Genomic DNA, 22944 nt, shown 5'->3' with positions numbered 1-22944 from the left:
ACGAGCTCCCGGGTGCTCCTGGAGCCGCTGGCGACCGCGACCGCGACCGCGCCCGTGACCGCGACCTCGCGCCGGGCCGGGCGGCGCCCGCCGCGTACGACGAGTCCGCCGCGCCCCGCAAGCGCCCCACGCCCGCCGTGCCCCTCGCGTACGACGCCCTCGTGCTGGCCGGTGGAGGTGCCCGGCGGCTCGGGGGTGCGGACAAGCCCGGGGTGCGGGTGGGCGGCCGATCGCTGCTCGACCGCGTGCTGGCCGCCTGCTCCGGTGCCCGCACCACCGTCGTCGTGGCCGACCCCCGGCCCACCTCCCGGCCCGTGTCCTGGGCGCGTGAGGAGCCGCCGGGCGGCGGACCGCTCGCCGCGCTCGACGCGGGGCTCCGGCTGAGCACCGCGGAGTACGTCGTGCTGCTCTCCGCCGACCTGCCGTTCCTCGACGGACCCACCGTCGACGAGCTGCTGACCGCCCTTCGAGCGAGCACGGCGGACGGGGTCCTGCTGACCGACGCCGACGGCCGGGACCAGCCGCTCGTGGCCGCGTACCGGACGGCGGCCCTGCGTCGCGGACTGGCCGTGCTCGCCGAACGGCACGGCGCGTTGACCGGGTTGCCGCTGCGCCGGCTGACCGGCGCGCTCGACCTCACCCGAATCCTCGGCCCGGTGGCGTCGTTCGACTGCGACACCTGGGACGACATCGCCGCCGCCAGAGCACGCATCAGGGAGCATGGACACGTGTTGGATGAATGGATTTCCGCAGTCAAGGACGAGCTGGGCATCGAGCTGGACGTCGACACCGGCGTCCTCCTCGACCTCGCCCGTGACGCCGCCCATGGTGTGGCCAGGCCGGCGGCGCCGCTGACCACCTTCCTCGTCGGTTATGCGGCCGCCCGCGCGGGCGGTGACCAGGAGGCCGTTGCCGAGGCCGCGCGCAAGGCCGCCGCCCTCGCCACCCGCTGGGCCGACGAGGACACCACCGACGCCGCGCCCGCGCAGCCCGCGGACAGGCCGTCCGACGCCGCTGACACGGCCCCTGGTGGGGCCCCCGACCCGGCCCAGGCTCCCGGCACACGCCCGGACGCCGAATGAACGCGCCCGAGCCCCGAGCCGACAAGGGCGCCGGGGCCACCGACGATGCCGAGGATCCCGATGATCTCGACGTCGAGGAGGCTCTCGCCCTCGTGAACGAGGTCTCCGGCCGGATCCCCGGTGACCCCGCCCGCACCCGCACCCCCCGGCGGGGCGGGCCCCGGCCCGCCGCGGACGGCCGGAGCCCCGCCGGCCGCCACTCGCGCCACGACGACCGCCACGCCCTCTCCTGGACCGAGGCCCGCACCGTCGCAGAGCGCGCCGCACGCCGGGGCACCGGCAGTCGGGCCGCCCACCGTGCCCCGGCCCCCGTGCCGCTCGACGCCGCCCTCGGCCTCACCCTGGCCGCCCCCCTCACGGCCCTCACCGACCTGCCCTCCTTCGACACCTCGGCCATGGACGGCTGGGCGGTCTCCGGCCCCGGACCCTGGGCAGTGCGGGAGGAGGGCATTCTCGCCGGGCACGCCGAGCACCCGCCGCTCACCGACGGCGAAGCCGTCCGTATCGCCACCGGCGCCCGTGTCCCCCCGGACACCACCGCCGTCCTGCGCAGCGAACACGGCCGTACCGACGACAACGGCCGGCTGCACGCCACCCCGCCCCGAGCCACCTCGCCCCGGCCGGCGGGCGCACCCCACGCCGGGCCCGCCTCCGCGGTCGCGCACGGTCAGGACATCCGCCCACGCGGCCAGGAGTGCCGCAGCGGCGAGCAGCTGCTGCCCGTCGGCACCCTGGTGACCCCGGCCGTGCTGGGCCTCGCCGCGGCCGCCGGATACGACACGCTCAGTACCCTCCCCCGCCCCCGCGTCGAAGTCCTCGTCCTCGGCGACGAACTGCTCACCGGAGGCCTGCCGCACGACGGACTGATCCGGGACGCCCTCGGCCCGATGCTGCCGCCCTGGCTGCGCGCGCTCGGTGCCGAGGTCACCGCCGTCCGCCGGGTCCACGATGACGCGCAGACGCTGTACAAGGCGATCACGAGGTCCGACGCCGATGTCGTCCTCACTACCGGCGGTACCGCCGCGGGCCCGGTCGACCACGTCCACCCGACGCTGCGCCGCATCGGCGCCGAACTCCTCGTGGACGGAGTAGAGGTGCGTCCCGGCCACCCCATGCTCCTGGCCCGGACCAAGGAGAACCAGTACCTCGTCGGCCTGCCCGGCAACCCCCTTGCCGCGGTCTCCGGGCTGCTCACGCTCGCCGAACCCCTGCTGCGGACCCTTGCGGCCCGCCCCGCCCCCGAGCCGTACATGATGCCGCTGCGGGACGCGGTTCATGGACACCCGCACGACACCCGGCTCATCCCGGTCGTACTGCGCGGTGACGTAGCCCTGCCGTTGCACTACAACGGCCCGGCCATGCTGCGTGGCATCGCGGCGGCCGACGCCCTCGCGGTCGTCCCTCCGGGCGGCACACACCCCGGCCAGGAGGCGGAACTGCTCGACCTGCCCTGGGCGTCCGGGGGAATCGGGGTGTGTTTCACGTGAAACTTTCGGGTGAGGACGCCATTGCCCGCCAGGCGGACGAGCACCTGGTGACCCATCGGGTGAAACTGCCGAGGAAGGTGGTCGAGCACCCGATCCGCCAGGTCACCAAGCGGCTGTCCATGGCGTTGCTCCTCCTCGTGGTGACGGCGTTGATCGTGTACGCCGACCGCGACGGCTACATCGACAACTCCGACGGCACCCTCGACTTCCTCGACGCCTTCTACTACGCGACCGTCACCCTTTCCACCACGGGATACGGCGACATCACTCCGGTCAGCGACGCTGCCCGGCTGACCAACATCTTCGTCGTCACGCCGTTGCGCGTGATGTTCCTGATCATCCTGGTCGGCACCACCCTCGAAGCCCTCACCGAACGCACGCGGGAGGAGTGGCGACTGAACCGCTGGAGGTCCACGTTGCGTGATCACACCATCGTCGTCGGATTCGGCACGAAGGGCAGGTCCGCGATCAAGACCGTCTGCGCGACGGGGCTCCGCAAGGAGCAGGTCGTGGTGGTCGACCCCAGCAGCAAGGCGATCGAGGCCGCGGCGGCCGACGGATTCGCGGGTGTCATAGGGGACGCGACGCGCAGTGAGGTGCTGAAGCGGGCCGAGGCCTATCGGGCGAAGCAGATCATCATCGCCACACAGCGCGATGACACGGCCGTGCTGGTGACGCTGACGGCCCGCCAGCTCAACCGCGGCGCGAAGATCGTGGTCGCGGTGCGCGAGGAGGAGAACGCCCCGCTGCTGAAGCAGTCGGGTGCCGACGCGGTCATCACCAGTGCCAGCGCGGCCGGCCGGCTGCTCGGTCTGTCCGTGCTCAGCCCCGCGGCGGGCATGGTGATGGAGGACCTCATCCAGCAGGGCAGCGGTCTCGACATGATCGAACGGCCGGTCATAAAGGCCGAGGTGGGCAAGTCGCCGCGCGAGGTCGGCGATCTGGTGGTGAGCGTCCTGCGCGGGCACCGGGTGCTCGGTTACGACGACGAGAACGTCGGGACGCTCGAGCTGACGGACCGGCTGATCACCATCGTGCGGGCGACGCCGGGTACCCAGGTCACCCCCGACATCCGCCCGCTCCACGACTGACACCGCCGGGGCGGACGAGGAACCACGAGAAGGTACGGGAAAGGCGGAGCCCCCGGGGTGTACAGCCCCCGGGGGCTCCGCGTTTCCCACCGCGTCGCCGGCCCACGTCACTTGCGGTTGTAGAGCCGCATCGTGATCGGTCCGAAGACCAGGATGAACAGGGTGGACCAGCCCAGCGACCAGGCCACCTCGTCGGCCGGCCCCCCGCCATCAGTCCGCGCGCCGCGGACGCCAGGTGCGTGACGGGACTGTTGTCGACGAAGGCCTGGAGCCGGCCCGGCATGGTGCCGGGGTCGACGAAGACGTTGGACAGGAAGGTGAGCGGGAAGATCACCGTCATGCTGACGCCCATCACGGACTTCTCGGTGCGCAGCATCAACCCGGACATCGTCCAGATCCACGAGAACGCGAACGCGAAGACCAGAGGAACACCTCGTCCAGGCTGTCCCCGGACCGGATCGGTCCCGGACCTGAGCCTCCCACGGCCCGGCCAGGGGTAGCGTCCTTCTCATGTATGCGATCACGATTCCCGAACCCGGTGGGCCCGAGACGCTGGTGTGGGCGAAGGTCCCCGATCCCGTTCCCGGTGAGGGCGAGGTACTGGTCGAGGTGGTGGCCGGCGCCGTCAACCGCGCCGACATCATGCAGCGGCAGGGCTTCTACGACCCCCCGCCCGGCGCCTCCCCCTACCCCGGCCTGGAGTGCTCCGGCCGGATCACCGCGCTCGGTCCCGGGGTGACCGGGTGGGCGGTCGGTGACGAGGTGTGCGCGCTGCTCGCGGGCGGAGGCTACGCGGAGCAGGTCGCCGTCCCGGTCGGCCAGTTGCTCCCCGTCCCCGAGGGGCTCGACCTCAAGCAGGCGGCGGCGCTCCCGGAGGTCGTCTGCACGGTCTGGTCCAACGTCTTCATGGTGGCCCACCTCCGCCCAGGCGAGACGCTGCTCGTACACGGCGGCTCCAGCGGCATCGGCACCATGGCGATCCAGCTCGCCAAGGCCGTCGGAGCCAAGGTAGCCGTCACGGCCGGCACGAAGGAGAAGCTGGAGCGCTGCGCCGAGTTGGGCGCCGACATCCTGATCAACTACCGCGAGCAGGACTTCGTGGCCGAGCTGAAGCAGGCCACCGACGGCGCCGGCGCGGACGTCATCCTCGACAACATGGGCGCCAAGTACCTGGACCGCAACGTCAAGGCCCTTGCCGTCAACGGCCGGCTCGCGATCATCGGCATGCAGGGCGGCGTCAAGGGCGAACTGAACATCGGCGCCCTCCTCGGCAAGCGTGCCGCCATCAGCGCGACCTCGCTGCGCGCCCGGCCGCCGGCGGAGAAGGCGGCGATCGTCGCGGCCGTGCGGGAACACGTCTGGCCGCTGATCGACGGCGGCCATGTCCGTCCCGTCGTCGACCGTGAGATCCCGATGCCGGACGCGGCCGATGCCCACCGGGTCGTGGAGGCCAGCGGCCACATCGGCAAGGTGCTGCTGATCGCGCCGTAGGACGTCCGGATGTCCGTGGGCTTCGTGCTTCAGCTCCGCCGCAGCCTGAGGCCCACGAACGCCAGCCCCAGCCCGAGCCCCATCAGGACCAGTCCGCCGCCCAGGGGCAGGATGCGCAGCACGGGCCCGGTGGAGCGCTCGGTGCCGGTGCCGGTCTTCGCCGCGTGCTGCCGCGACATATCAGAGGTCACCGTGGCGGCGGCATCCTGCGACGGGGGGGTCCGATGGGTGGCGCCGGCCCCGGGTTCCTTGGCTCCGTCCGTACTGTCTCCGGAGTGCGGGGCGGACCCGCCGTCCTCCGCACCGACATGGGCCCCGCCCGGCTTCTCGGGGACGCCACTCACGTCGTCGCCCGGACCGGAGAGTTCCGGCACAGGGCTCGCGCCGTCGTCATCGCCGGTGCCGCGCCGGCCGTCGCTCGGTCCGCCGTCCCGTTCACCCTGCGGGTCCGCCTTCCCGGTTCCTTCGGACCCCTCGGGCCTTTCGCTTCTCCCCTCCGCTCCGGGCACTTCCCGCCCCGGCCGCTTCCGCCCTTCCCCGGGCCGGCTGCCGGCCCGGGAGGGCTGCTGTGCGGAGGACCAGAGCGACGGCGTCGCAGCCGCCCCCGCAGCCGCCCCCGCAACCTCAGCCAGACGGAAGGGTAAGGGCGCGGAAGAGGGAGCAGGAGAGGGTGAGTGTGCGGTCGCGGGGGAGGGCACCTCGGACCCTCCGGCCACCGTTTCCTGACGCCCGCCCGCCGCCTCTTCGGAGTCGTGAGCCACCGTCGTACCGAAGGGCGTCACGGCAGCGCTGCACGGCATCGCCGCCCCCACCCCAGCCGCGGCCACCGCGCCCGTCACCACCCCGAGTGCGACGCCCGCTCGCAGGGCGAGCCCCGCCCCCGTTGCCCTCACTGCATACAGCCATGGAGTCACGACGGTGACCTCCCGCACCGGCCGGTGCCCGTTCGCACCGTCGGCAAGATGGGCCGGATGGACTTCAACAGGCTCGCATTCCGGCGCGTCCCCGGCATTTCGGACTCCTCCAGTCAGGGGGTGGGCAGGGGGGCGGTCAGGGGGCCCCGGAGGTGTGGGGCGGGCGTGCGAGAGAATGGCCGCATGGAGATGCCGAGGAACGAACGGTCGCCGGACAACCCACATATTCTGGTCGTCGGCCAGGACGGGATGGCGCTCGGCGGGGGCCCGGGGGACGAGGACTCCCGCGAGGTCCCGGTGACGGAGCAGGTGGAGCAGCCCGCGAAGGTCATGCGGATCGGAAGCATGATCAAGCAGCTGCTGGAGGAGGTGCGCGCGGCCCCTCTGGACGAGGCCAGCCGGGTCCGGCTCAAGGAGATCCACGCCAGCTCGGTGAAGGAGCTCGAGGACGGACTGGCACCCCAGCTGGTCGAGGAGCTGGAGCGGCTTTCGCTGCCCTTCACGGACGAGGCGACTCCGAGCGACTCCGAACTGCGGATCGCGCAGGCCCAGTTGGTGGGCTGGCTGGAGGGCCTCTTCCACGGTATCCAGACCACGCTCTTCGCCCAGCAGATGGCCGCGCGCGCCCAGTTGGAGCAGATGCGCCGGGCCCTTCCGCCGGGCGTCGGTGACGGCGGAACCGAGGAACCCCCGATGGGCGGCCGCGCGGGTGGCCCCTACCTGTAGTCGTCCCTGCCCGCTTCGACAGGGCGACAGTCGAAAAGGGGGCCCGGCATCGAAGCCGGGCCCCCTTTGCGTGCCCTTTGTCCTGATGTCCTGGTGGACTCAGGTCTCTCCAGGGGCTCAGCCGTTCGGCGGGTTGCCCGTGGAGACGTCGAGCTGGATCTTGGGCATGTCCTTGGGGTCGACGTCCGTACCGGCGGCGGGGAACTGGTTCATGACCGTGCCTTCGCCGTACGTGTTCTCGTCGACGTTCCGCACGTCCAGGTCCCAGCCGGCGGCCTGGAAGCATTCCTTGACCGACGCGATGTTCTTGAACTTCAGCTTCGGGAGCTTGATCTTGTCCTCGTCGTTGTAGGACTCCTCCGGGTCCGTGCACTCCTCCGAGTCGATCGTCCTGGTCGGGTCGGGCCCGCGGTAGCCGGCCGCCTCGGAGGCCGACGCCGACACCGACGCGCTGACGCCCGGGTCGCCGGCCTGGTTTTTCTCGTCGTCGCCGCCGTTGGCCAGCAGCGCCGCGACCAGGCCGCCGGCGGCGAGGACGGACACGACGATCGAGCCGATGATCACCGGCTTGTTGTTCCTGCCGCCGCCCGATCCGCCCGAGCCCGGCCCCTGGGGAGCCAGGTTGTACGGCGGTGGCGTCGACGGGCCGCCGTGCTGCGCGCCGTACGGGAAGTGGGGTGTCGCGTAGCCGCCCTGCGGGGCGCCCTGCTGGGGGTAGCCGTATGCCGGGGTCGGGCCCGGCGCGGCCGGGGTGCCGTACGGGTTCGGGGTGTGGTGCGGGGGCGGGCCCGGCGTGTACGGCGTCTGGACGCTGCCCGGAGCCACCGGTGCCGACTGGTCGACGGGCGGGAACACCGCGGAGCCGACGCCCGAGCCGCTCTGCCCGCGTGTGCCGGGGACGATGCTCGGCGGGGCGGCCTGGAAGGACTGGCTCACCCGCAGGCACTCGCCGCGCATGGCTTCGGCGCTGGGGAAACGCTCGTTCGGGTTCTTCTTCAGTGCGCGGGTGATCAGCGCGTCCACGGCCGGGGGCAGCGAGCGGTTGACCGAGGAGGCGAGCGGCGGCTCCTCCTGCACGTGCGCGTATGCGATGGCCAGCGGCGAGTCGGCGTCGAAGGGGAGCCGCCCGGTGACCAGTTGGAAGAGCATGATGCCGACCGAGTACAGGTCGGAGCGGGCGTCGACGCCCCGTCCGAGCGCCTGCTCGGGCGAGAGGTACTGCGGGGTGCCGACGACCATGCCGGTCTGTGTCATCGACGTCACGCCGGACTGCATGGCGCGGGCGATGCCGAAGTCCATCACCTTGACCACGCCGCGCTTGGTCGTCATCACGTTGCCCGGCTTGATGTCCCGGTGGACCAGGCCCATCTCGTGGCTGATCTCCAGGGCTGCCAGCACGTCCGCGGTGATCTTCAGCGCCTTGTCGGCGGGCATCGCGCCCTGCTGCCGCACGTCCTCGTCGAGTATGGAGCCGAGCGGGCGGCCCTCGACGTACTCCATGACGATGTACGGAGTCGTCATGCCGTCCACATCGTCCTCGCCGGTGTCGAAGACCGAGACGATGTTGGTGTGAGTGAGCTTCGCCACGGACTGGGCCTCGCGGCGGAAGCGTTCGCGGAAGGCCTGCTCCCTGCCGAGTTCCGTGTGCAAGGTCTTGATCGCGACCTGACGGTCGAGCACGCTGTCGTACGCGAGGTGGACGGAGGCCATGCCGCCCTGGCCGAGCAGGTCGCGCAGTTGGTAGCGGCCGCCGGCGAGCGCGCGCCCCGTGTTGTGGCCCTGTGCGCCGTCCTGGCTCATGTTCCGCGTCCCCCGTAGCCTCTCCGGCACTGCCGTCGGCGACCGATTCCTCGTAGATCCAATGCGCTGTGCCCGGCCAAGTCTGCCCCAGGCCCCTGCCACGTCAAGCGTGGGGCCCGTTCCGTGACCGGACGGGAGAGAAGCGTCGCGGAAGCGTTACAGGGGACGTGAGGCCGGTGCACGGAATTTGCACGACGATATGGATTGCGGGTTTCATGGCCGGTCCGTCTCATGCCCGTTCTTGGCAGCCCGTCCCGGACGGGAGGCCGGTGTGAAGGCTGTAGCGTGGCCGACGGAGACCGTGACAACACCGCGCGCACCGCGGGCAGAAACGACGGCGAGGACTGATGGCACAGCAGCAGCGCGCTCAGGGCCCGTCCGACCCCGAGGCGACTGGCGGCGGCATGTCGGACGCGCCGGACAACTGGGGTAACGGCGGACTTGTCGGCGACGGACGTTACCGGCTGACGCACCGACTCGGCCGGGGCGGCATGGCCGAGGTGTTCGCCGCGGAGGACGTGCGGCTCGGGCGGACGGTCGCCGTCAAACTGATGCATACCGATCTCGCCGAGGACCCGATCGCCAAAGCGCGGTTCACACGCGAGGCGCAGTCGGTGGCCGGTCTCAACCACCACGCGATCGTCGCCGTGTACGACTCCGGTGAGGACATCGTGGGCGGCCAGGCCGTGCCGTACATCATCATGGAGATCGTCGAGGGCCGCACGATCCGCGATCTCCTGGTCAACGCCGAGGCGCCCGGCCCCGAACAGGCGCTGATCATCGTCTCCGGCGTCCTGGAGGCGCTGGCCTACTCGCACCAGCACGGCATCGTGCACCGCGACATCAAGCCCGCCAACGTCATCATCACGCACAACGGTGCCGTGAAGGTGATGGACTTCGGCATCGCCCGCGCGCTGCACGGCGCGTCCACGACGATGACGCAGACCGGCATGGTCATGGGCACCCCGCAGTACCTCTCGCCGGAGCAGGCGCTCGGCAAGGCCGTCGACCACCGGTCCGACCTGTACGCGACCGGCTGCATGCTGTACGAACTGCTGGCACTGCGGCCCCCGTTCACCGGTGAGACGCCGCTGTCCGTGGTCTACCAGCACGTGCAGGACATCCCCACGCCCCCGTCGGAGGTCTCCGACGCCAGCCCGCCGGAACTGGACGGGCTTGTCATGCGCTCACTCGCCAAGGAGCCGGACGACCGGTTCCAGACGGCCGAGGAGATGCGCGGGCTGATCCAGTACGGGCTGCAGATGCTCTACGACCAGGGCGGCCACACCGGCACCTGGAACACCGGTCCGGTCGACATGCACGACGGCGGGCGCACCCCGGCGGCGGGTTTCGCGGGCACGACGGCGATGCCGCACCCGGACGCCTCCGGCACCGCGGCCATCCCGCAGCCGATCCTCCCCCACCGGTACGGCGGCGGGGACGACGGCGGTTTCGAGGGTGGTGACAACCGGGGCAACGGCCGCGGCAAGCTGTGGATTCTCGCGGTGCTCGCGGTGATCGCCGTCGTCGCGGGTGTCGCGCTGGCACTGAAAAGCGGCGGCGGCGACGACGGCGACAAGAAGCCGTCCGAGTCGCCGTCCTCCTCGCAGACCAGCGAGAAGGAGAAGCCCAGCGCGTCACCGGACGAGGACGACGCCACCAAGGAGCCGGAGACGCCGAACACGGACACCGGCACCGGCAACGGTTCCGGTGGCGGGGGCTACGTCCCGCCGTACACCCCGTACCCGACGACGACGCAGAGCCAGCCGCAGCCCGAGGAGCCGACGGGCGAGCCGACGGACACCCCGACGACGCCGACGGTGACGCAGCCCGAGGAACCGCCGGAGCCGGACCCGGAGCCGGACCCGGAGACGGGCGGCAGTGAGGGTGGCGCGGTCAACGGCGGTACGGAGGGCGGCGCGGCCGCCGGCGCCGTCACCGGCGGCTGACCACGAACTACGAGCACGGACTACGGGGCGGGCGCTCAAGCGTCCGCCCCGTCCCGCGTCCGCCTCACCCCGCACGGGGCCGTCTCACTCGGAGCACGTCCCGCGTGGGCTCATGTCGTGAACGGCTCGCCAGGCGTCCGCCTCACCCCGTGAACGCCGCGCGCACCGCGTCGTACTCCCGGCTCCACCACACCACCAGTGCGGCCGTGGCCGGGAACTGTGAGTCCGCGCGGGTGTCGTCGCGCTCGTAGTGCCAGCGGAGCATCCAGAAGTCGTTGAGGCGTTCCCACCACACCCGGTGCACCGCCGCGGCGAGCTGGGCGGGCGTGGCCCCCGCGCCGCGCCGGTACGCACGCGCGTAGGACCGTACGCGCGGCAGGTCGAGGGTGCCCGAGGGCCGGACGAAGAAGATCGCCGCGGCGCGTACGGCCTCCTCCGCGCGGGGCTGCACGCCGAGCCGGTCCCAGTCGACGATCGCCGCGGGCGCGCTCCCCCGGTACAGCACGTTGAACGGGTGGAAGTCGCCGTGCACCCACCCCACCGCGCCCCCGCGCGGAGGACGCCGGCCGGCGTGCCGCTCCAGAAGGGTCCGCCGTTCCAGGAGTCGGCGGCGGGCGAGGGCGTCGAAGGAGTCGGCGGGGCGGTGCCGGCGGACGCGGCCGAGCAACGCGTCGATGAGGGTGAGGGTGTCGGCCGGGTCGGCGCTCTCCGCCGGGGCGCTGTGGGTCCGTACGGGTGCCGGCATCACGCGTTCCAGGCCGGCGTGCACCGCGCCGAGCAGCGCCCCGAGCCGTGCGCACTGTCCCGGTGTGAGCTGCCCGCCGTGCCGGTGCCGGCCGTCGATCCAGGGATGCAGGGCGTACGCGTGGCCGCCGACCACGGCGACCGTGCGCCCGTCCCGGGCGGGCAGCGGCGGGGCCACCGGCACGCCCAGTTCGGCCAGGCGCCGGGTGGCCCGGTGCTGGCGGACGATCGCGGCCGGATCGGCGGTCTCGGGATCGAAGTGGTGCTTGAGGAAGTAGCGGCCCCGGGTCGTGCGCAGGCGGTAGCCGCGGTTGAGCAGACCCTCGTCGACGGGCTCGCAGGTCACCGCGGAACCGGCGGAGTACCGGCGCAGCAGGGCGCCCAAAGGGGGCGCGTAAGAAACAGGGGGTGGTACACGTAAAGGCGACACGCGCCAGATGCTAGGGCACTGCGCGAACCCGTGAGCTGCGCGTTGTCACAGACAGTCGTTTCCGGTCGCACTATGTGCTCGATCCGCCGCCGGGTGGGAACCGGGTGGGATGCCCGGCAGACACCGGGCGGGATCTCGGGCAGGCGCGTGGCGAACACCGGGCGGGAGCCCGACGGAAGCCCGGTGGGTGCCGAGCCCGCCGCCGATCTTTCGTCGGATGCGGCGCCGGGCGCGGGACACGACTCTTCCCGTGTCTGGGGTCGCCGGGATAACGTGCCGTTGCTCCGGCCTCCTGCAAGGCTGTGACCAGCGCACCTTTCCCGCCTTTCCGATTTACTTGGAAATCCAAGCAAAATCCCAGGTCAGGAAGGGTTTCACAGAAATGTGGCGCACTGGGTAACGTGCTATTTGCAGGTCGCTCGCCGGGGCACCTGTCAGGCCTGTTCCCGGCCGAGCGGCACCCACCCCGTGCCCGTGGTCGAGAAGAGGTGAGCCTCCCCAGGCCTCGACGAGCTGGAGGGGGACCCCAGACCTACCGGCGACCCCGGGGGTCGGACCGACGGAGGAGCACACGTGACCGTGGAGAGCACTGCCGCGCGCACACCGCGACGCAGCGCCGGAAGTGATGCCGGCGCCACCGGCGCCAAGCGCACCACCAGCACCACCGCCAAGAAGGCGGACCCGGCCAAGAAGGCCCCGGCGGCCAAGAAGGCACCCGCCGCGAAGAAGGCCACGGCGGCCAGGAAGGCAGGCGGCACGAAGCCGCAAAGTGCCGAACCCGGCCTCGTGCAGCTGCTGACGCCCGAGGGCGAGCGGGTCGAGAACGCCGAGTTCGACCAGTACGTCTCCGGCGTCACCCCCGAGGAGTTCCGCGGTCTGTACCGCGACATGGTGCTCACCCGCCGCTTCGACGCCGAGGCCACCGCGCTCCAGCGCCAGGGCGAGCTGGGCCTGTGGGCCTCGCTGCTGGGCCAGGAGGCGGCGCAGATCGGCTCGGGGCGCGCGCTGCGCGACGACGACTACGTCTTCCCCACCTACCGCGAGCACGGCGTCGCCTGGTGCCGCGGGGTGGACCCGACCAACCTGCTCGGCATGTTCCGCGGCGTCAACAACGGCGGGTGGGACCCGAACAGCAACAACTTCCACCTGTACACGATCGTCATCGGCTCCCAGACGCTGCACGCCACGGGCTACGCCATGGGCATCGCCAAGGACGGCGCGGACAGCGCGGTGATCGCCTACTTCGGCGACGGCGCCTCCAGCCAGGGTGACGTGGCCGAGGCCTTCACCTTCTCCGCGGTCTACAACGCCCCGGTGGTGTTCTTCTGCCAGAACAACCAGTGGGCGATCTCCGAGCCGACCGAGAAGCAGTCCCGCGTCCCGCTGTACCAGCGCGCGCAGGGCTTCGGCTTCCCGGGCGTGCGGGTGGACGGCAACGACGTGCTGGCGAGCCTCGCCGTGACCCGGTGGGCCCTGGAGCGGGCCCGCGCCGGTGAGGGGCCGACGCTGATCGAGGCGTTCACCTACCGCATGGGCGCCCACACCACCTCCGACGACCCCACCCGCTACCGTCACGACGACGAGCGGGCCTCCTGGGAGGCCAAGGACCCGATCCTGCGCCTTCGCCGCTACCTGGAGTCCGCACACCACGCGGACGAGGGATTTTTTGCGGAACTGGAGAACGAAAGCGAGACGTTGGGCAAACGAGTACGCGAAGCGGTCCGTGCCATGCAGGACCCTGACCACTTCGCCATCTTCGAGAACGCGTACGCGGACGGACACGCCCTCGTCGACGAGGAGCGGGCCGAGTTCGCCGCCTACCAGGCGTCGTTCGCCGACGTGGACGGGGGTAAGTGACATGGCGGAGACCGTGACATTCAAGAACATGGCCCTGGCCAAGGCGATCAACGAGTCGCTGCGCCGCGCTCTGGACACGGACCCCAAGGTCCTCGTCATGGGTGAGGACGTCGGCAAGCTCGGCGGCGTGTTCCGGGTGACGGACGGGCTGCAGAAGGACTTCGGCGAGAGCCGCGTCATCGACACCCCGCTCGCCGAGTCGGGCATCGTCGGCACCGCGATCGGCCTCGCCCTGCGCGGCTACCGCCCGGTGGTCGAGATCCAGTTCGACGGTTTCGTCTTCCCGGCGTACGACCAGATCGTCACGCAGCTCGCGAAGATGCACGCCCGTTCGCTGGGCAAGGTGAAGCTCCCGGTCGTCGTGCGCATTCCCTACGGTGGCGGCATCGGCGCGGTGGAGCACCACTCCGAGTCCCCGGAGTCGCTGTTCGCGCACGTGGCGGGCCTGAAGGTGGTCTCGCCGTCGAACGCGTCGGACGCGTACTGGATGATGCAGCAGGCCATCCAGAGCGACGACCCGGTGATCTTCTTCGAGCCCAAGCGGCGCTACTGGGACAAGGCCGAGGTCAACACCGAGGCGATCCCCGGCCCGCTGCACACCGCGCGCGTGGTCCGCGAGGGCACCGACCTGACGCTGGTGGCGTACGGCCCGATGGTGAAGCTCTGCCAGGAGGTCGCGGACGCGGCCGCCGAGGAGGGCCGCTCCCTGGAGGTCCTGGACCTGCGCTCGGTCTCCCCGCTCGACTTCGACGCGATCCAGACGTCGGTGGAGAAGACCCGCCGCCTGGTCGTCGTCCATGAGGCGCCGGTGTTCTTCGGTTCGGGCGCGGAGATCGCCGCGCGGATCACGGAGCGCTGCTTCTACCACCTGGAGGCCCCGGTCCTGCGGGTGGGCGGCTACCACGCCCCGTACCCGCCGGCCCGCCTGGAGGAGTCCTACCTCCCGGACCTGGACCGGGTGCTGGACGCCGTCGACCGCTCGCTGGCGTACTGAGGGAAAGGGAGGGTCGTGACGACGATGACGCAAGCGCCCGTCCGTGAGTTCAAGATGCCCGACGTGGGCGAGGGGCTGACCGAGGCCGAGATCCTCAAGTGGTACGTCCAGCCCGGTGACACGGTCACCGACGGCCAGGTGGTGTGCGAGGTCGAGACGGCGAAGGCGGCCGTGGAGCTCCCCATCCCCTACGACGGGGTGGTCCGCGCGCTGCACTTCCCCGAGGGCACCACGGTGGACGTGGGCACGTCCATCATCGCGGTGGACGTCTCGGGCGGTGCGGCCCCGGAGCCGGAGGCCCCCGCGGCCGCCCCGGTTGCCGAAGCCGCACCCGCCGAAGCCGTATCCGCCGCTGCCGCACCCGCCGAGCAGCCGGCGAAAGCCGAGCCGACGGCGGTGGGCTCGGGTCGCCAGCCCGTGCTGGTCGGCTACGGAGTGTCGACATCCGCCACGCGCCGCCGCCCGCGCAAGGCCGCCCCGGACGGCTTCGCCCGGCAGACGGTGGCGGGGGCCCGGGCGGAACTGAACGGCCACGCCCCGGCCGCTCCGGCGCCCGCCGCCGGTCCGGTGCCGGTGGCCGGCGCGCAGCGTCCGCTGGCGAAGCCGCCGGTGCGCAAGCTGGCGAAGGACCTCGGCGTCGACCTGGCGACGGTCACCCCGACCGGCCCGGACGGCATCGTCACGCGCGAGGACGTCCACGCGGCGGTGGCGGCGGTCGCGGCAGCGCCGAAGGCGCCGCAGGAGCCGACGACCGTTCCCGCCCCGGCGGCCGCTCCCGCGCCGGTGTCGTACGACACCGCCCGGGAGACCCGTATCCCGGTCAAGGGGGTGCGCAAGGCGACGGCGGCGGCGATGGTCGGCTCGGCGTTCACCGCGCCGCACGTCACGGAGTTCGTGACGGTCGACGTGACGCGCACGATGAAGCTGGTGGAGGAGCTGAAGCAGGATAGGGAGTTCACGGGCCTGCGCGTGAACCCGCTCCTGCTGATCGCCAAGGCCCTGCTGGTCGCGATCAGGCGCAACCCGGACGTCAACGCGTCCTGGGACGAGGCGGCCCAGGAGATCGTGGTCAAGCACTACGTCAACCTGGGCATCGCGGCGGCCACTCCGCGCGGTCTGATCGTCCCGAACATCAAGGACGCCCACGCCAAGACGCTGCCGCAACTGGCCGAGTCCCTGGGTGAACTGGTGTCCACGGCGAGGGACGGAAAGACCTCTCCGTCGGCGATGCAGGCGGGCACGGTCACCATCACCAACGTCGGCGTCTTCGGCGTCGACACGGGCACGCCGATCCTGAACCCCGGCGAGTCCGCGATCCTGGCGGTCGGCGCGATCAAGCTCCAGCCGTGGGTCCACAAGGGCAAGGTGAAGCCTCGTCAGGTCACCACCCTGGCCCTGAGCTTCGACCACCGCCTGGTCGACGGCGAACTGGGCTCCAGGTTCCTCGCCGACGTGGCGGCGATCCTGGAACAGCCGAAGCGGCTGATCAGCTGGGCGTGACGGCCACGAACCGAGTAGGTTCATTACAGGAGGGGCGCCGCAAGTTCGAGTTGCGACGCCCCTCCTGCTGTGCCGGGCTCAGGCCTGATGGAGCACGTACACAGGAGCCCCGTTCTCGGTCCCGCCCCGCGAGCGAATGCAGGCGTGCTTGCGCAGCAGCCGGAGGCATTCGTTGACGCGGTGCACGGAAAGCCCCGTACGGGCGGCGATCGCCTCCAACGGTTCGCGCAGCTCACCCGATTCGACGAGCACCGGGGCGATGACGACGGCCACCGTCCACACGTCCTCCGTCACGGACAGCCGCTGCCGCCAGTCGGCCAGCACCGACTCGGTGGTGGGCAGTGCGGTGAGGGCGACCTTGGGCGTCCGACGTTCGAGGACGAGGGTGTCGAACCGGTCCGCGATGCGTTCCATGGCCCGGACCATGGCCTGCTGCACGGCGAGGGTGGCCTGTTGTACGGCGAGAGTGGCCTGTTGCGTGGCCAGCAGCTCCCTCTGCGTGACCAGCGTCTCCTTCTGCAACACGATCGATTCGCGCTGACCGTTGGCCAGTTCCTCATCCAGCTGCAGGTTGTGTGCTTCCAGCCGGACGATGGCCTCGGCGACCTGTTCGGGCATCGCGTAGGCGATGGGGGCGCCCGGTTCGGCGGGCTGCACCTCGGCCTCGTCGAGCGAGTAGGAACCCTCGCGCTGTACGGTCTCGACGACTTCGGCGACCCATTGCTTGAAGGGCGCGCAGGCCGGTTTGGTGCAGGCGTTGACGAGAAGAATGAGACCTTGGAGAGAGATGACATTCAGGTCTCGACGCCACTCTCTACCTGCGGGAATGCTGAGACCGTAAGCTCCACTTACGGTCTCGAGAATCTCTCGGTGCTCGTCGGGAAGATGATCTGCGAGCGCCTGCCGAGAGTTGGTGTGTCCGAGTTCCTTGCAGACGTCCACCGCCGGAAACCAGTGGCTTCCGTCCGGCATGGTCAGCCTCCGCACCCGGGCGCCGGTCGCCGCGTACACGAAGTCGCTGACGTCGATCGCCTCATGCCGCTCGGCATGCTTCGGCTGTTTGCTGGGTTCGTTCATGTGAACCACCTCCGCTGCGGAACGTAGAGCGGGGCGAAGCGAATATGCCAGCCAGTTCGAGGATGTTCACGACTGCGAGCGAAGGTGATCGAAACCGCTGTTCCGGCCGACGGGAGTGTGTATGCCGGACGGCAGCGTGAAGCATGGGAAAGGGGCCCACCGGAAGGGGTGGGCCCCGCGTGCGTGGGCCGCTTACCCGGAGACGCCCCTGCTGTCCGCCTGGGTGGACAGCAGGTGCCCGAACAATCCACCGGCCCGGAGCCAGTCCAGTTCCAACGGTGTGTCGATGCGACACGTGGCAGCGCCGTTCCACAGCACGTGGTCGCCGCGACGAACCCGGACAGTGGCGTTCGTCGATGATGCGAGGTCGTCGATACCGAGGAGGTCGATCTCCTCGGTTCCGTCGAACAGGTCGGGGGGCGGGCCCTCCCATTGGACCGGCAGGACGCCCAGGGCGACCAGGTTGGTGCGGTGGATGCGTTCGAAGCTCCGTGCCAGCACCGCGCGCACGCCGAGGAGCCGAGTGACCTTGGCCGCCCAGTCGCGTGCGGAGCCCGCTCCGTACATGTCGCCCGCCACGACGACGAGCGGGGTGCCCCGACGGCGGTGGTACTCGGCCGCGACGTGGACGGGCACCGGCGTCTCGTCGGGCGCGGTGCGGGTCCAGCCGCCCTCCCCGCCGGGGGCCAGGTGGTTGGACAAGCGCGGGTTCGCGAAGCCACCCCTGACCATGACGTCGTGGTTGAGGCGGCGGGAGCTGAAGGTGCCCAGGGCCCGCTCGTCGACTCCTCGCTCGATCAGCCAACGGCCCGCGGCGGAGTCACGCAGAATCCGTGCGACCGGCGAGATGTGGTCGGTGGTCACCGCGTCACCGAGCACCAGCAACGGACGGGCGCCGAGCAGCTCTCCGTCGACCGCGGGTCTGGTCAGAGCCGCGTCGGTGAACGGTGGCCGTCGAATGCTGCCGGCTTCGCCGTCCCAGGGGTAGGTGTCGTCACGTGGATGCTCGAGCGCCAGCCATCGCTCAGTGGTCAGGGGCCGGCGGGCTCCGCGGCCCAGCGACGCGGCCTCATGGGCGGACAGCAGCTCGTCGATCTCACTCTCGTCCGGCCAGAGGTCGGCGAGCACGATCGGTGAGCCGTCGGCGGCGTGACCGAGGGGTTCGAGTTCCAGGTTCGTCCGCACCGTGCCGGCCAGTGCGTAGGCCACGACCATGGCCGGTGAGGCGAGGTAGGCGTGCGCGACCTCGGGGTGGATGCGGCCGGTGAAGTTGCGGTTCCCGGAGAGGACCGCGGCCAGGGCGGTGTCCTTGGCCCGCGCCGTCGCGTCGAGTGCCGGGCTCAAGGGCCCGGAGTTGCCCATACAGGTGCCGCACCCGAATCCCGCGACGTGGAAGCCGAGTTCGTCGAGGTGTTTCTGCAGACCGGCCGAGGCCAGGAGGTCCGCCGCCGACCTGGAGCCCGGCGTCAGTGAGGTCTTGGTCCACGCCGCCGGCCGGAGACCCGCCTCGACCGCGTTGCGCGCCAGGAGGCCTGCGGCGACCAGGGAGCGCGGGTTCGAGGTGTTGGTGCAGCTCGTGATCGCCGCAATGGCCACGTCGCCGTCCTGGGGCCCGGCGGGGCCACGGGATGCGGGGACCTCGGCCAGGCTGAGCGCTTCGTGCGGCCGCGCGGGACCTGCGAGGGTGGTCGAGATCGAGTCCAGTGCGACGGTCACCTCGGTGTCGTAGCGCGGGACCGGGACGGCCGGACTGTGCAGCAGGCCCTGTGCCTTCAAGTACTGCTCGGTCAGGTGGACCTGTTCGGGCGAACGACCGGTGGTCGCCAGGTATGCGAGGGTGCGGCGGTCGGCCGGGAACCATGCCATGGTCGCGCCGTACTCCGGAGCCATGTTGGCGACCGTCGCGCGATCGGGCACCGACAAGGAGGGCAGGCCCGGGCCGTGGAATTCCACGATGGACCCCACGACGTTCAGCTCACGCAGTCGTTCGGCCAAGGTCAGGGCCAGGTCGGAGGCGAAGACCCCCGGGGCGAGCCGTCCGGTGAGCTCCACACCGACGACGTGCGGCACACGGATCATGATGGCCTGACCGAGCGCGGCGGCGGTGGCCTCGATACCTCCCACCCCCCATCCGGTGACTCCCAGGGCGTTGATCATCGTGGTGTGCGAGTCGGTTCCGACCAGTGCGTCGAGCGCGGCGATTCGCGTGCCGTCGGACTCCTCGGTGGTCACCACCGGGGCGAGGACCTCGAGGTTCAGCTGGTGGCAGATGCCCACGCCGGGAGGCACGACCCGAAGTCCGGGAAGCCGTTCCTGGGCCCACCGCAGGAACCGGTAGCGATCGTGGTGCCGCGCGTACTCCAGGTCGATGTTCCGTGGCGCCGCGGCCCCGCTCGCGTACTCGTCCACCTCCAAGGCGTGGTCGACGACCAGGTCGAGCGGAAGCACCGGCTCGAGCGCCGAGCCGTCCAGGCCGTCGGCGGCGGCCCGCTCGAGCAGGGTGACCAGGTCGGCCAGGACCGGAATGCCGGAGGCGTCCTGCAGGAGGACACGGCCGGGGAAGAACGGGACCGCCGCGGACGCGTCACGTCGAGTGATCGCATGTACATGCTCGGGGAGCACCTGCGGATGCCCCTGGTGGCGCAGGATGCCCTCCACCAGCGTCCTCAGCGACCAGGGCAGGTCACTGACGGGCCCGGCGCCATTGGCCTCGGCGTCGGCCAGACTGTAGTACTGCAGGGGAACCCCGGGTGCGCCCTCGACCGGCAGCTCCCTGAGGCACCCGAACGAGTCCGGCGCGGTGAACGGCGTGCTCACGGCGTCTCCGCGGTCTCGGCGGCCCAAGCCCGTTCCGCGTGGCCGGCATAGGTCGGGAGGAGCGGCGGAGGCATCGGGCCCTTGATGCGCCGGCCACTCCGGGACTCCTCCCAGCTGTGGGCCAGCACGCCGACGGACCTCGACAGGATGAAGAGTCCGCGGGCGAGTTCGGCGGTGAAGCCGAGCTCGGCGTAGATCACGGCGGTGGCGCCGTCGATGTTCATCGGGATGGGGCGCTCCCGGCCGACCGACAGCTGGGCCTCCAACTCCTGCGCCGCGGCGAAGTGATGACCGGCGACGACCCCGGCGTCGACGGCTTCCTGGACGAACTCGAGGAGCGGGTCCCGGCGCGGGTCGCGGGGGTGGAACCGGTGGCCGAACCCGGGGATGTAGGCCCGGCGTTCGCGGTGGGCGGCGACCTCGGCGGCAACGGCCTCCTCGAGGGAGACCGCGGCGGGGGAGGAGCCGCCGTCAGCGCCCTCGACGCCTCCGCTCGCGGTGACCAGTCGCTGCAGGAGTTCGACACATTGCTGCCCGGCACCGCCATGGACGTCGCCGAGCAGTCCGACGCCGGTGGACATCGCGCCGTGCAACCCCACACCGCACGTGGCGGCCATGCGGGCTGCCGCGATGGAGGGTGCTTGTGGTCCGTGGTCCACCGCGGCCACGAGGGCCTTCTCCAGAAGCGCCGCCTGGGCAGGGGACGGCATCGAGCCGCGGACCATGGTCCAGATGGTCTCCACGAAGCTGGCCCGGCGGATGAGGTCCTGGACCGGGTATCCGCGGAATCGAATGACGCCGGGCTCGATGTCCGACACCTCGGTGGTCCACCAGTCGGCCACCTTGCGGGTGGTCACGGCGTTCAGTGCGGCGGCGCGTGCCGGCGAGGTGTGGTCCATGGGCTCGTTCCGGCCGGCATCTGGGGTGTCGGTGGTGTCCGGTCGGGTTCTCATACGGCTCCCTCCTCGCGGAAGTCCTTGATCTGTTCGGTGGTGAACCCGATCTCGCGCAGGATGTCCTCGGTGTGCTCGCCGAGTGCGGGGGGCGGCGAGGAGGGTTTCACCGCGTGACCGTCGACATGGGTCGGCAGTCCCAGGACCTGGACGGTTCCGGCCGGTGCGACGGGCATCTGCACCTCGGAGATCAGTTCCCGGTGCCCGACCTGTGCCGAGGTGAGCGATTCGGGGACCGACATCACCGGAGCGGCCGGAACACCCGTGTCCAGCAGGACCTCGTCCCATTCGGCGGCGGTCTTCTCCTTGAGCGAGACCTCGAGCTCGTCGCGCAGGAGTTCGCGGTTGAGCTTGCGGTCCTCACGGGTGACGAAGCGGGGATCGGTGACGAGTTCCTCGCGATGGAGGACCTTGCACAGCGTCTCGAACTGTTCCTGCTTGTTGGCCGCGATGTTGAGCATTCCGTCAGCCGTGGTGAAACTGCCCGACGGCGCCGAGGTCATGTTCTCGTTGCCCATGGGTACGGGCTCCTGGCCGGTCACCAGATGGTTGGAGACGACCCAGCCCATGGAGGTGATGGCCGCGTCCAGCATGGAGGTGTCGAGATAAGCGCCGTGCCCCGTCCGCCGCTGTCTGACGACGGCGGCGCACACGGCCATGGCGGCGGCGAGGCCGCCGAAGCTGTCGCACACCGGGTAGCCGACGCGCAAAGGCGCGGACCGGGTGTCACCGGTCACGCTCATGATGCCGGAGAGGCCCTGGATCACCTGGTCGTACGCCGGGCGACCGCGCATCGGCCCGGTGGCGCCGAAGCCGGAGACGGCACAGTAGATCAGACGGGGGTTCAGTTCCCGCAGTCGCTCCCAGCCGAAGCCGAGGCGCTCGAGGACCCCTGGGCGGAAGTTCTCCAGGAGCACGTCGGCATCGGCCAGCAGCTGTTCGAACACCTTCTTGCCGCCGTCGGTCTTGAGGTTGACCGTCACCGACCGTTTCCCGGAGTTCTGGGCGAGGAAGGAGACGCCCATCCGTGCGGCGCTCAGTTCGGGATCGGCGCCGAGCTGGCGTGCCAGGTCACCGCTCCCGGGAGTCTCCACCTTGATCACATCGGCGCCGAGCAGGGCGAGTTGATAACCGGCGAACGGTCCGGCGAGCACATTGGTCATGTCCAGGACTCGAACGCCCTCGAGCAGGTCTGCGGTCACAGGAAGGCCTCCACGGTGCCGAGCCCGACAGCGCTGATCTGCCGGGCTGCTTTGGTTACGGCGTCGACGTACTGGGTGACTCGGTCAGCGGTGAACCGAGAGGTGGGACCGCTCATGGAGAGCGCGGCGAGAAGACGACCGTCGGCGGCCGTGATCGGAGCCGCCACCGCGGAGGCCCCCAGTTCGCGATCGCCGTGCGTGATGGCGAAGCCGGCCTCACGGGTGCTCGCGGCCCCGGTGCGCAGGTCCTTCGCGTCGACGCGTGCGTCCTGTTCGGACAGGGCGTCCAGCACGGTGTCCGGGCAGCCACCGAGAAGCACTCTGGCCGCGGCACCCCCGGTCATGGGGTACGGCTCACCGACTCGCACCACGCTCCGTACGGTCGTGGTGCCCTCGACCTGGGCCACGCAGATGCGGTGCAGATCCTGGCGAATGTAGATGTTTACCGTCTCGCCGCACTCGTCGCGCAGGGCCGTCATCACCTGCCGGGCCTCGGCGCCCACCTCCCACATCGCCTCGGCCAGCTTGACCCACCGCAGGAACGCGGGACCGATGCTGTAGGTCGATTCGCTCGGGCTGGTGATGATCCCCGGATTGCTGAGTGTGCTGAGGAGCCGGACGACCGTCGACTTGGGCAGACCGGTGAACTCGACGAGTTCACGCAGCGAGCGGACCTTGTGTTCGGCGTCGAACGCTCTCAGAAGGTCGAAGGCGCGAGTGACGCTACGCACGCCGCCGTCGGCTGCGGCGGCCGCTGAGGGCAATGTCATGCCGCCAGCATAGGTCCACTAGGTGGTTCAGGTAAACCAACTGATGGGTTGAACATGCAT

17 protein-coding genes and 1 pseudogene are annotated in these 22944 nt (G+C 71.1%); 9 read left to right on the top strand and 9 right to left on the bottom strand.

The window, feature by feature from the left end; genetic code table 11:
* The first annotated feature begins 137 nt into the window (after positions 1-137).
* Genes ACFP2V_RS03340 through ACFP2V_RS03330 form a run of 3 tightly spaced genes read left to right on the top strand, consistent with a single transcriptional unit; the run spans position 138 to position 3660 of the window.
* Entirely contained in the window at positions 138-1082 is a 945-nt protein-coding gene (locus tag ACFP2V_RS03340) for an NTP transferase domain-containing protein (protein WP_381205140.1), read from the top strand.
* Positions 1079-2569, top strand: a complete 1491-nt coding sequence (locus ACFP2V_RS03335) for a molybdopterin molybdotransferase MoeA (RefSeq protein WP_381205033.1) — start codon at positions 1079-1081, stop codon at positions 2567-2569. Before ACFP2V_RS03340 ends, ACFP2V_RS03335 begins: the two co-directional genes overlap by 4 nt.
* Positions 2566-3660 carry a potassium channel family protein gene (locus ACFP2V_RS03330; protein ID WP_381205030.1) on the top strand — a complete coding sequence of 365 codons (1095 nt, stop codon included), beginning with the start codon at positions 2566-2568 and terminating at the stop codon, positions 3658-3660. The genes ACFP2V_RS03335 and ACFP2V_RS03330 overlap by 4 nt, the downstream gene beginning before the upstream one ends.
* 107 nt (positions 3661-3767) lie before the next feature.
* Here ACFP2V_RS03330 and ACFP2V_RS03325 read toward each other — a convergent pair.
* Positions 3768-4084, bottom strand: a pseudogene (locus ACFP2V_RS03325) (ABC transporter permease); the annotation flags it as partial.
* A gap of 86 nt (positions 4085-4170) precedes the next feature.
* On the opposite strand from ACFP2V_RS03325, the gene ACFP2V_RS03320 reads away from it, so the two are divergent.
* Entirely contained in the window at positions 4171-5151 is a 981-nt protein-coding gene (locus ACFP2V_RS03320) for an NAD(P)H-quinone oxidoreductase (RefSeq protein ID WP_381205027.1), read from the top strand.
* Between the two features lie 29 nt (positions 5152-5180).
* On the opposite strand, the gene ACFP2V_RS03315 is transcribed toward ACFP2V_RS03320, so the two are convergent.
* A complete protein-coding gene (locus tag ACFP2V_RS03315; protein WP_381205024.1) occupies positions 5181-5330 on the bottom strand; it encodes a hypothetical protein in 150 nt (49 codons plus the stop codon).
* A 918-nt stretch (positions 5331-6248) separates the two neighbouring features.
* Between ACFP2V_RS03315 and ACFP2V_RS03310 the strand changes: the two genes are divergently transcribed.
* On the top strand, positions 6249-6791 hold the full coding sequence (locus ACFP2V_RS03310; protein ID WP_381205021.1) for a bacterial proteasome activator family protein: 543 nt from the start codon (positions 6249-6251) through the stop codon (positions 6789-6791).
* A gap of 117 nt (positions 6792-6908) precedes the next feature.
* Here the strand turns inward: ACFP2V_RS03310 and ACFP2V_RS03305 are convergent, their stop codons facing one another.
* Positions 6909-8591, bottom strand: a complete 1683-nt coding sequence (locus ACFP2V_RS03305; RefSeq protein WP_381205018.1) for a protein kinase domain-containing protein — start codon at positions 8589-8591, stop codon at positions 6909-6911.
* Positions 8592-8938: 347 nt separating this feature from the next.
* Here ACFP2V_RS03305 and ACFP2V_RS03300 point away from each other — a divergent pair, with 347 nt between their 5' ends.
* Positions 8939-10540 carry a protein kinase domain-containing protein gene (locus ACFP2V_RS03300; protein WP_381205015.1) on the top strand — a complete coding sequence of 534 codons (1602 nt, stop codon included), beginning with the start codon at positions 8939-8941 and terminating at the stop codon, positions 10538-10540.
* A gap of 142 nt (positions 10541-10682) precedes the next feature.
* Here ACFP2V_RS03300 and ACFP2V_RS03295 read toward each other — a convergent pair whose 3' ends face one another.
* Positions 10683-11714 carry a phosphotransferase gene (locus ACFP2V_RS03295; protein ID WP_381205012.1) on the bottom strand — a complete coding sequence of 344 codons (1032 nt, stop codon included), beginning with the start codon at positions 11712-11714 and terminating at the stop codon, positions 10683-10685.
* Between the two features lie 573 nt (positions 11715-12287).
* Between ACFP2V_RS03295 and pdhA the strand changes: the two genes are divergently transcribed.
* From pdhA to ACFP2V_RS03280, 3 genes are read left to right on the top strand one after another with little or no spacing between them, the layout of a single operon-like run.
* Positions 12288-13571 (top strand): pyruvate dehydrogenase (acetyl-transferring) E1 component subunit alpha, encoded by a 1284-nt coding sequence (gene pdhA / locus ACFP2V_RS03290; protein WP_381205009.1) that lies wholly within the window; start codon positions 12288-12290, stop codon positions 13569-13571.
* A gap of 1 nt (position 13572) precedes the next feature.
* A complete protein-coding gene (locus ACFP2V_RS03285) occupies positions 13573-14565 on the top strand; it encodes an alpha-ketoacid dehydrogenase subunit beta (RefSeq protein WP_381205006.1) in 993 nt (330 codons plus the stop codon).
* A gap of 15 nt (positions 14566-14580) precedes the next feature.
* A complete protein-coding gene (locus tag ACFP2V_RS03280) occupies positions 14581-16065 on the top strand; it encodes a dihydrolipoamide acetyltransferase family protein (protein ID WP_381205003.1) in 1485 nt (494 codons plus the stop codon).
* A 78-nt stretch (positions 16066-16143) separates the two neighbouring features.
* Here the strand turns inward: ACFP2V_RS03280 and ACFP2V_RS03275 are convergent, their stop codons facing one another.
* From ACFP2V_RS03275 to ACFP2V_RS03255, 5 genes are all read right to left on the bottom strand, one after another.
* On the bottom strand, positions 16144-17142 hold the full coding sequence (locus tag ACFP2V_RS03275) for a BRO-N domain-containing protein (RefSeq protein ID WP_381205000.1): 999 nt from the start codon (positions 17140-17142) through the stop codon (positions 16144-16146).
* A 192-nt stretch (positions 17143-17334) separates the two neighbouring features.
* Positions 17335-19959, bottom strand: coding sequence for an aconitate hydratase (gene acnA / locus ACFP2V_RS03270; RefSeq protein ID WP_381204996.1), 2625 nt, complete (start codon positions 19957-19959; stop codon positions 17335-17337).
* Entirely contained in the window at positions 19956-20912 is a 957-nt protein-coding gene (locus ACFP2V_RS03265; RefSeq protein ID WP_381204993.1) for a citryl-CoA lyase, read from the bottom strand. The genes acnA and ACFP2V_RS03265 overlap by 4 nt, the downstream gene beginning before the upstream one ends.
* Positions 20909-22114, bottom strand: coding sequence for a CaiB/BaiF CoA transferase family protein (locus tag ACFP2V_RS03260; RefSeq protein WP_381204990.1), 1206 nt, complete (start codon positions 22112-22114; stop codon positions 20909-20911). The genes ACFP2V_RS03265 and ACFP2V_RS03260 overlap by 4 nt, the downstream gene beginning before the upstream one ends.
* Positions 22111-22884, bottom strand: coding sequence for an IclR family transcriptional regulator (locus ACFP2V_RS03255; protein ID WP_381204987.1), 774 nt, complete (start codon positions 22882-22884; stop codon positions 22111-22113). The genes ACFP2V_RS03260 and ACFP2V_RS03255 overlap by 4 nt, the downstream gene beginning before the upstream one ends.
* Positions 22885-22944 lie beyond the last annotated feature (60 nt).

The organism is Streptomyces incanus (assembly GCF_042656345.1).
Taxonomy (GTDB): domain Bacteria; phylum Actinomycetota; class Actinomycetes; order Streptomycetales; family Streptomycetaceae; genus Streptomyces; species Streptomyces incanus.
Note: the sequence above shows the minus strand (reverse complement) of the source record. Positions and strands in the feature narration are given on the sequence as shown.

Coding starts and splice junctions, on each gene's coding strand:
- ACFP2V_RS03335 (WP_381205033.1), top strand. CDS start 1,079: ATGAACGCGCCCGAGCCCCGAGCCGACAAGGGCGCCGGGGCCACCGAC.
- ACFP2V_RS03320 (WP_381205027.1), top strand. CDS start 4,171: ATGTATGCGATCACGATTCCCGAACCCGGTGGGCCCGAGACGCTGGTG.
- ACFP2V_RS03315 (WP_381205024.1), bottom strand. CDS start 5,330: ATGTCGCGGCAGCACGCGGCGAAGACCGGCACCGGCACCGAGCGCTCC.
- ACFP2V_RS03310 (WP_381205021.1), top strand. CDS start 6,249: ATGGAGATGCCGAGGAACGAACGGTCGCCGGACAACCCACATATTCTG.
- ACFP2V_RS03305 (WP_381205018.1), bottom strand. CDS start 8,591: ATGAGCCAGGACGGCGCACAGGGCCACAACACGGGGCGCGCGCTCGCC.
- ACFP2V_RS03300 (WP_381205015.1), top strand. CDS start 8,939: ATGGCACAGCAGCAGCGCGCTCAGGGCCCGTCCGACCCCGAGGCGACT.
- ACFP2V_RS03285 (WP_381205006.1), top strand. CDS start 13,573: ATGGCGGAGACCGTGACATTCAAGAACATGGCCCTGGCCAAGGCGATC.
- ACFP2V_RS03275 (WP_381205000.1), bottom strand. CDS start 17,142: ATGAACGAACCCAGCAAACAGCCGAAGCATGCCGAGCGGCATGAGGCG.
- ACFP2V_RS03265 (WP_381204993.1), bottom strand. CDS start 20,912: ATGAGAACCCGACCGGACACCACCGACACCCCAGATGCCGGCCGGAAC.
- ACFP2V_RS03255 (WP_381204987.1), bottom strand. CDS start 22,884: ATGACATTGCCCTCAGCGGCCGCCGCAGCCGACGGCGGCGTGCGTAGC.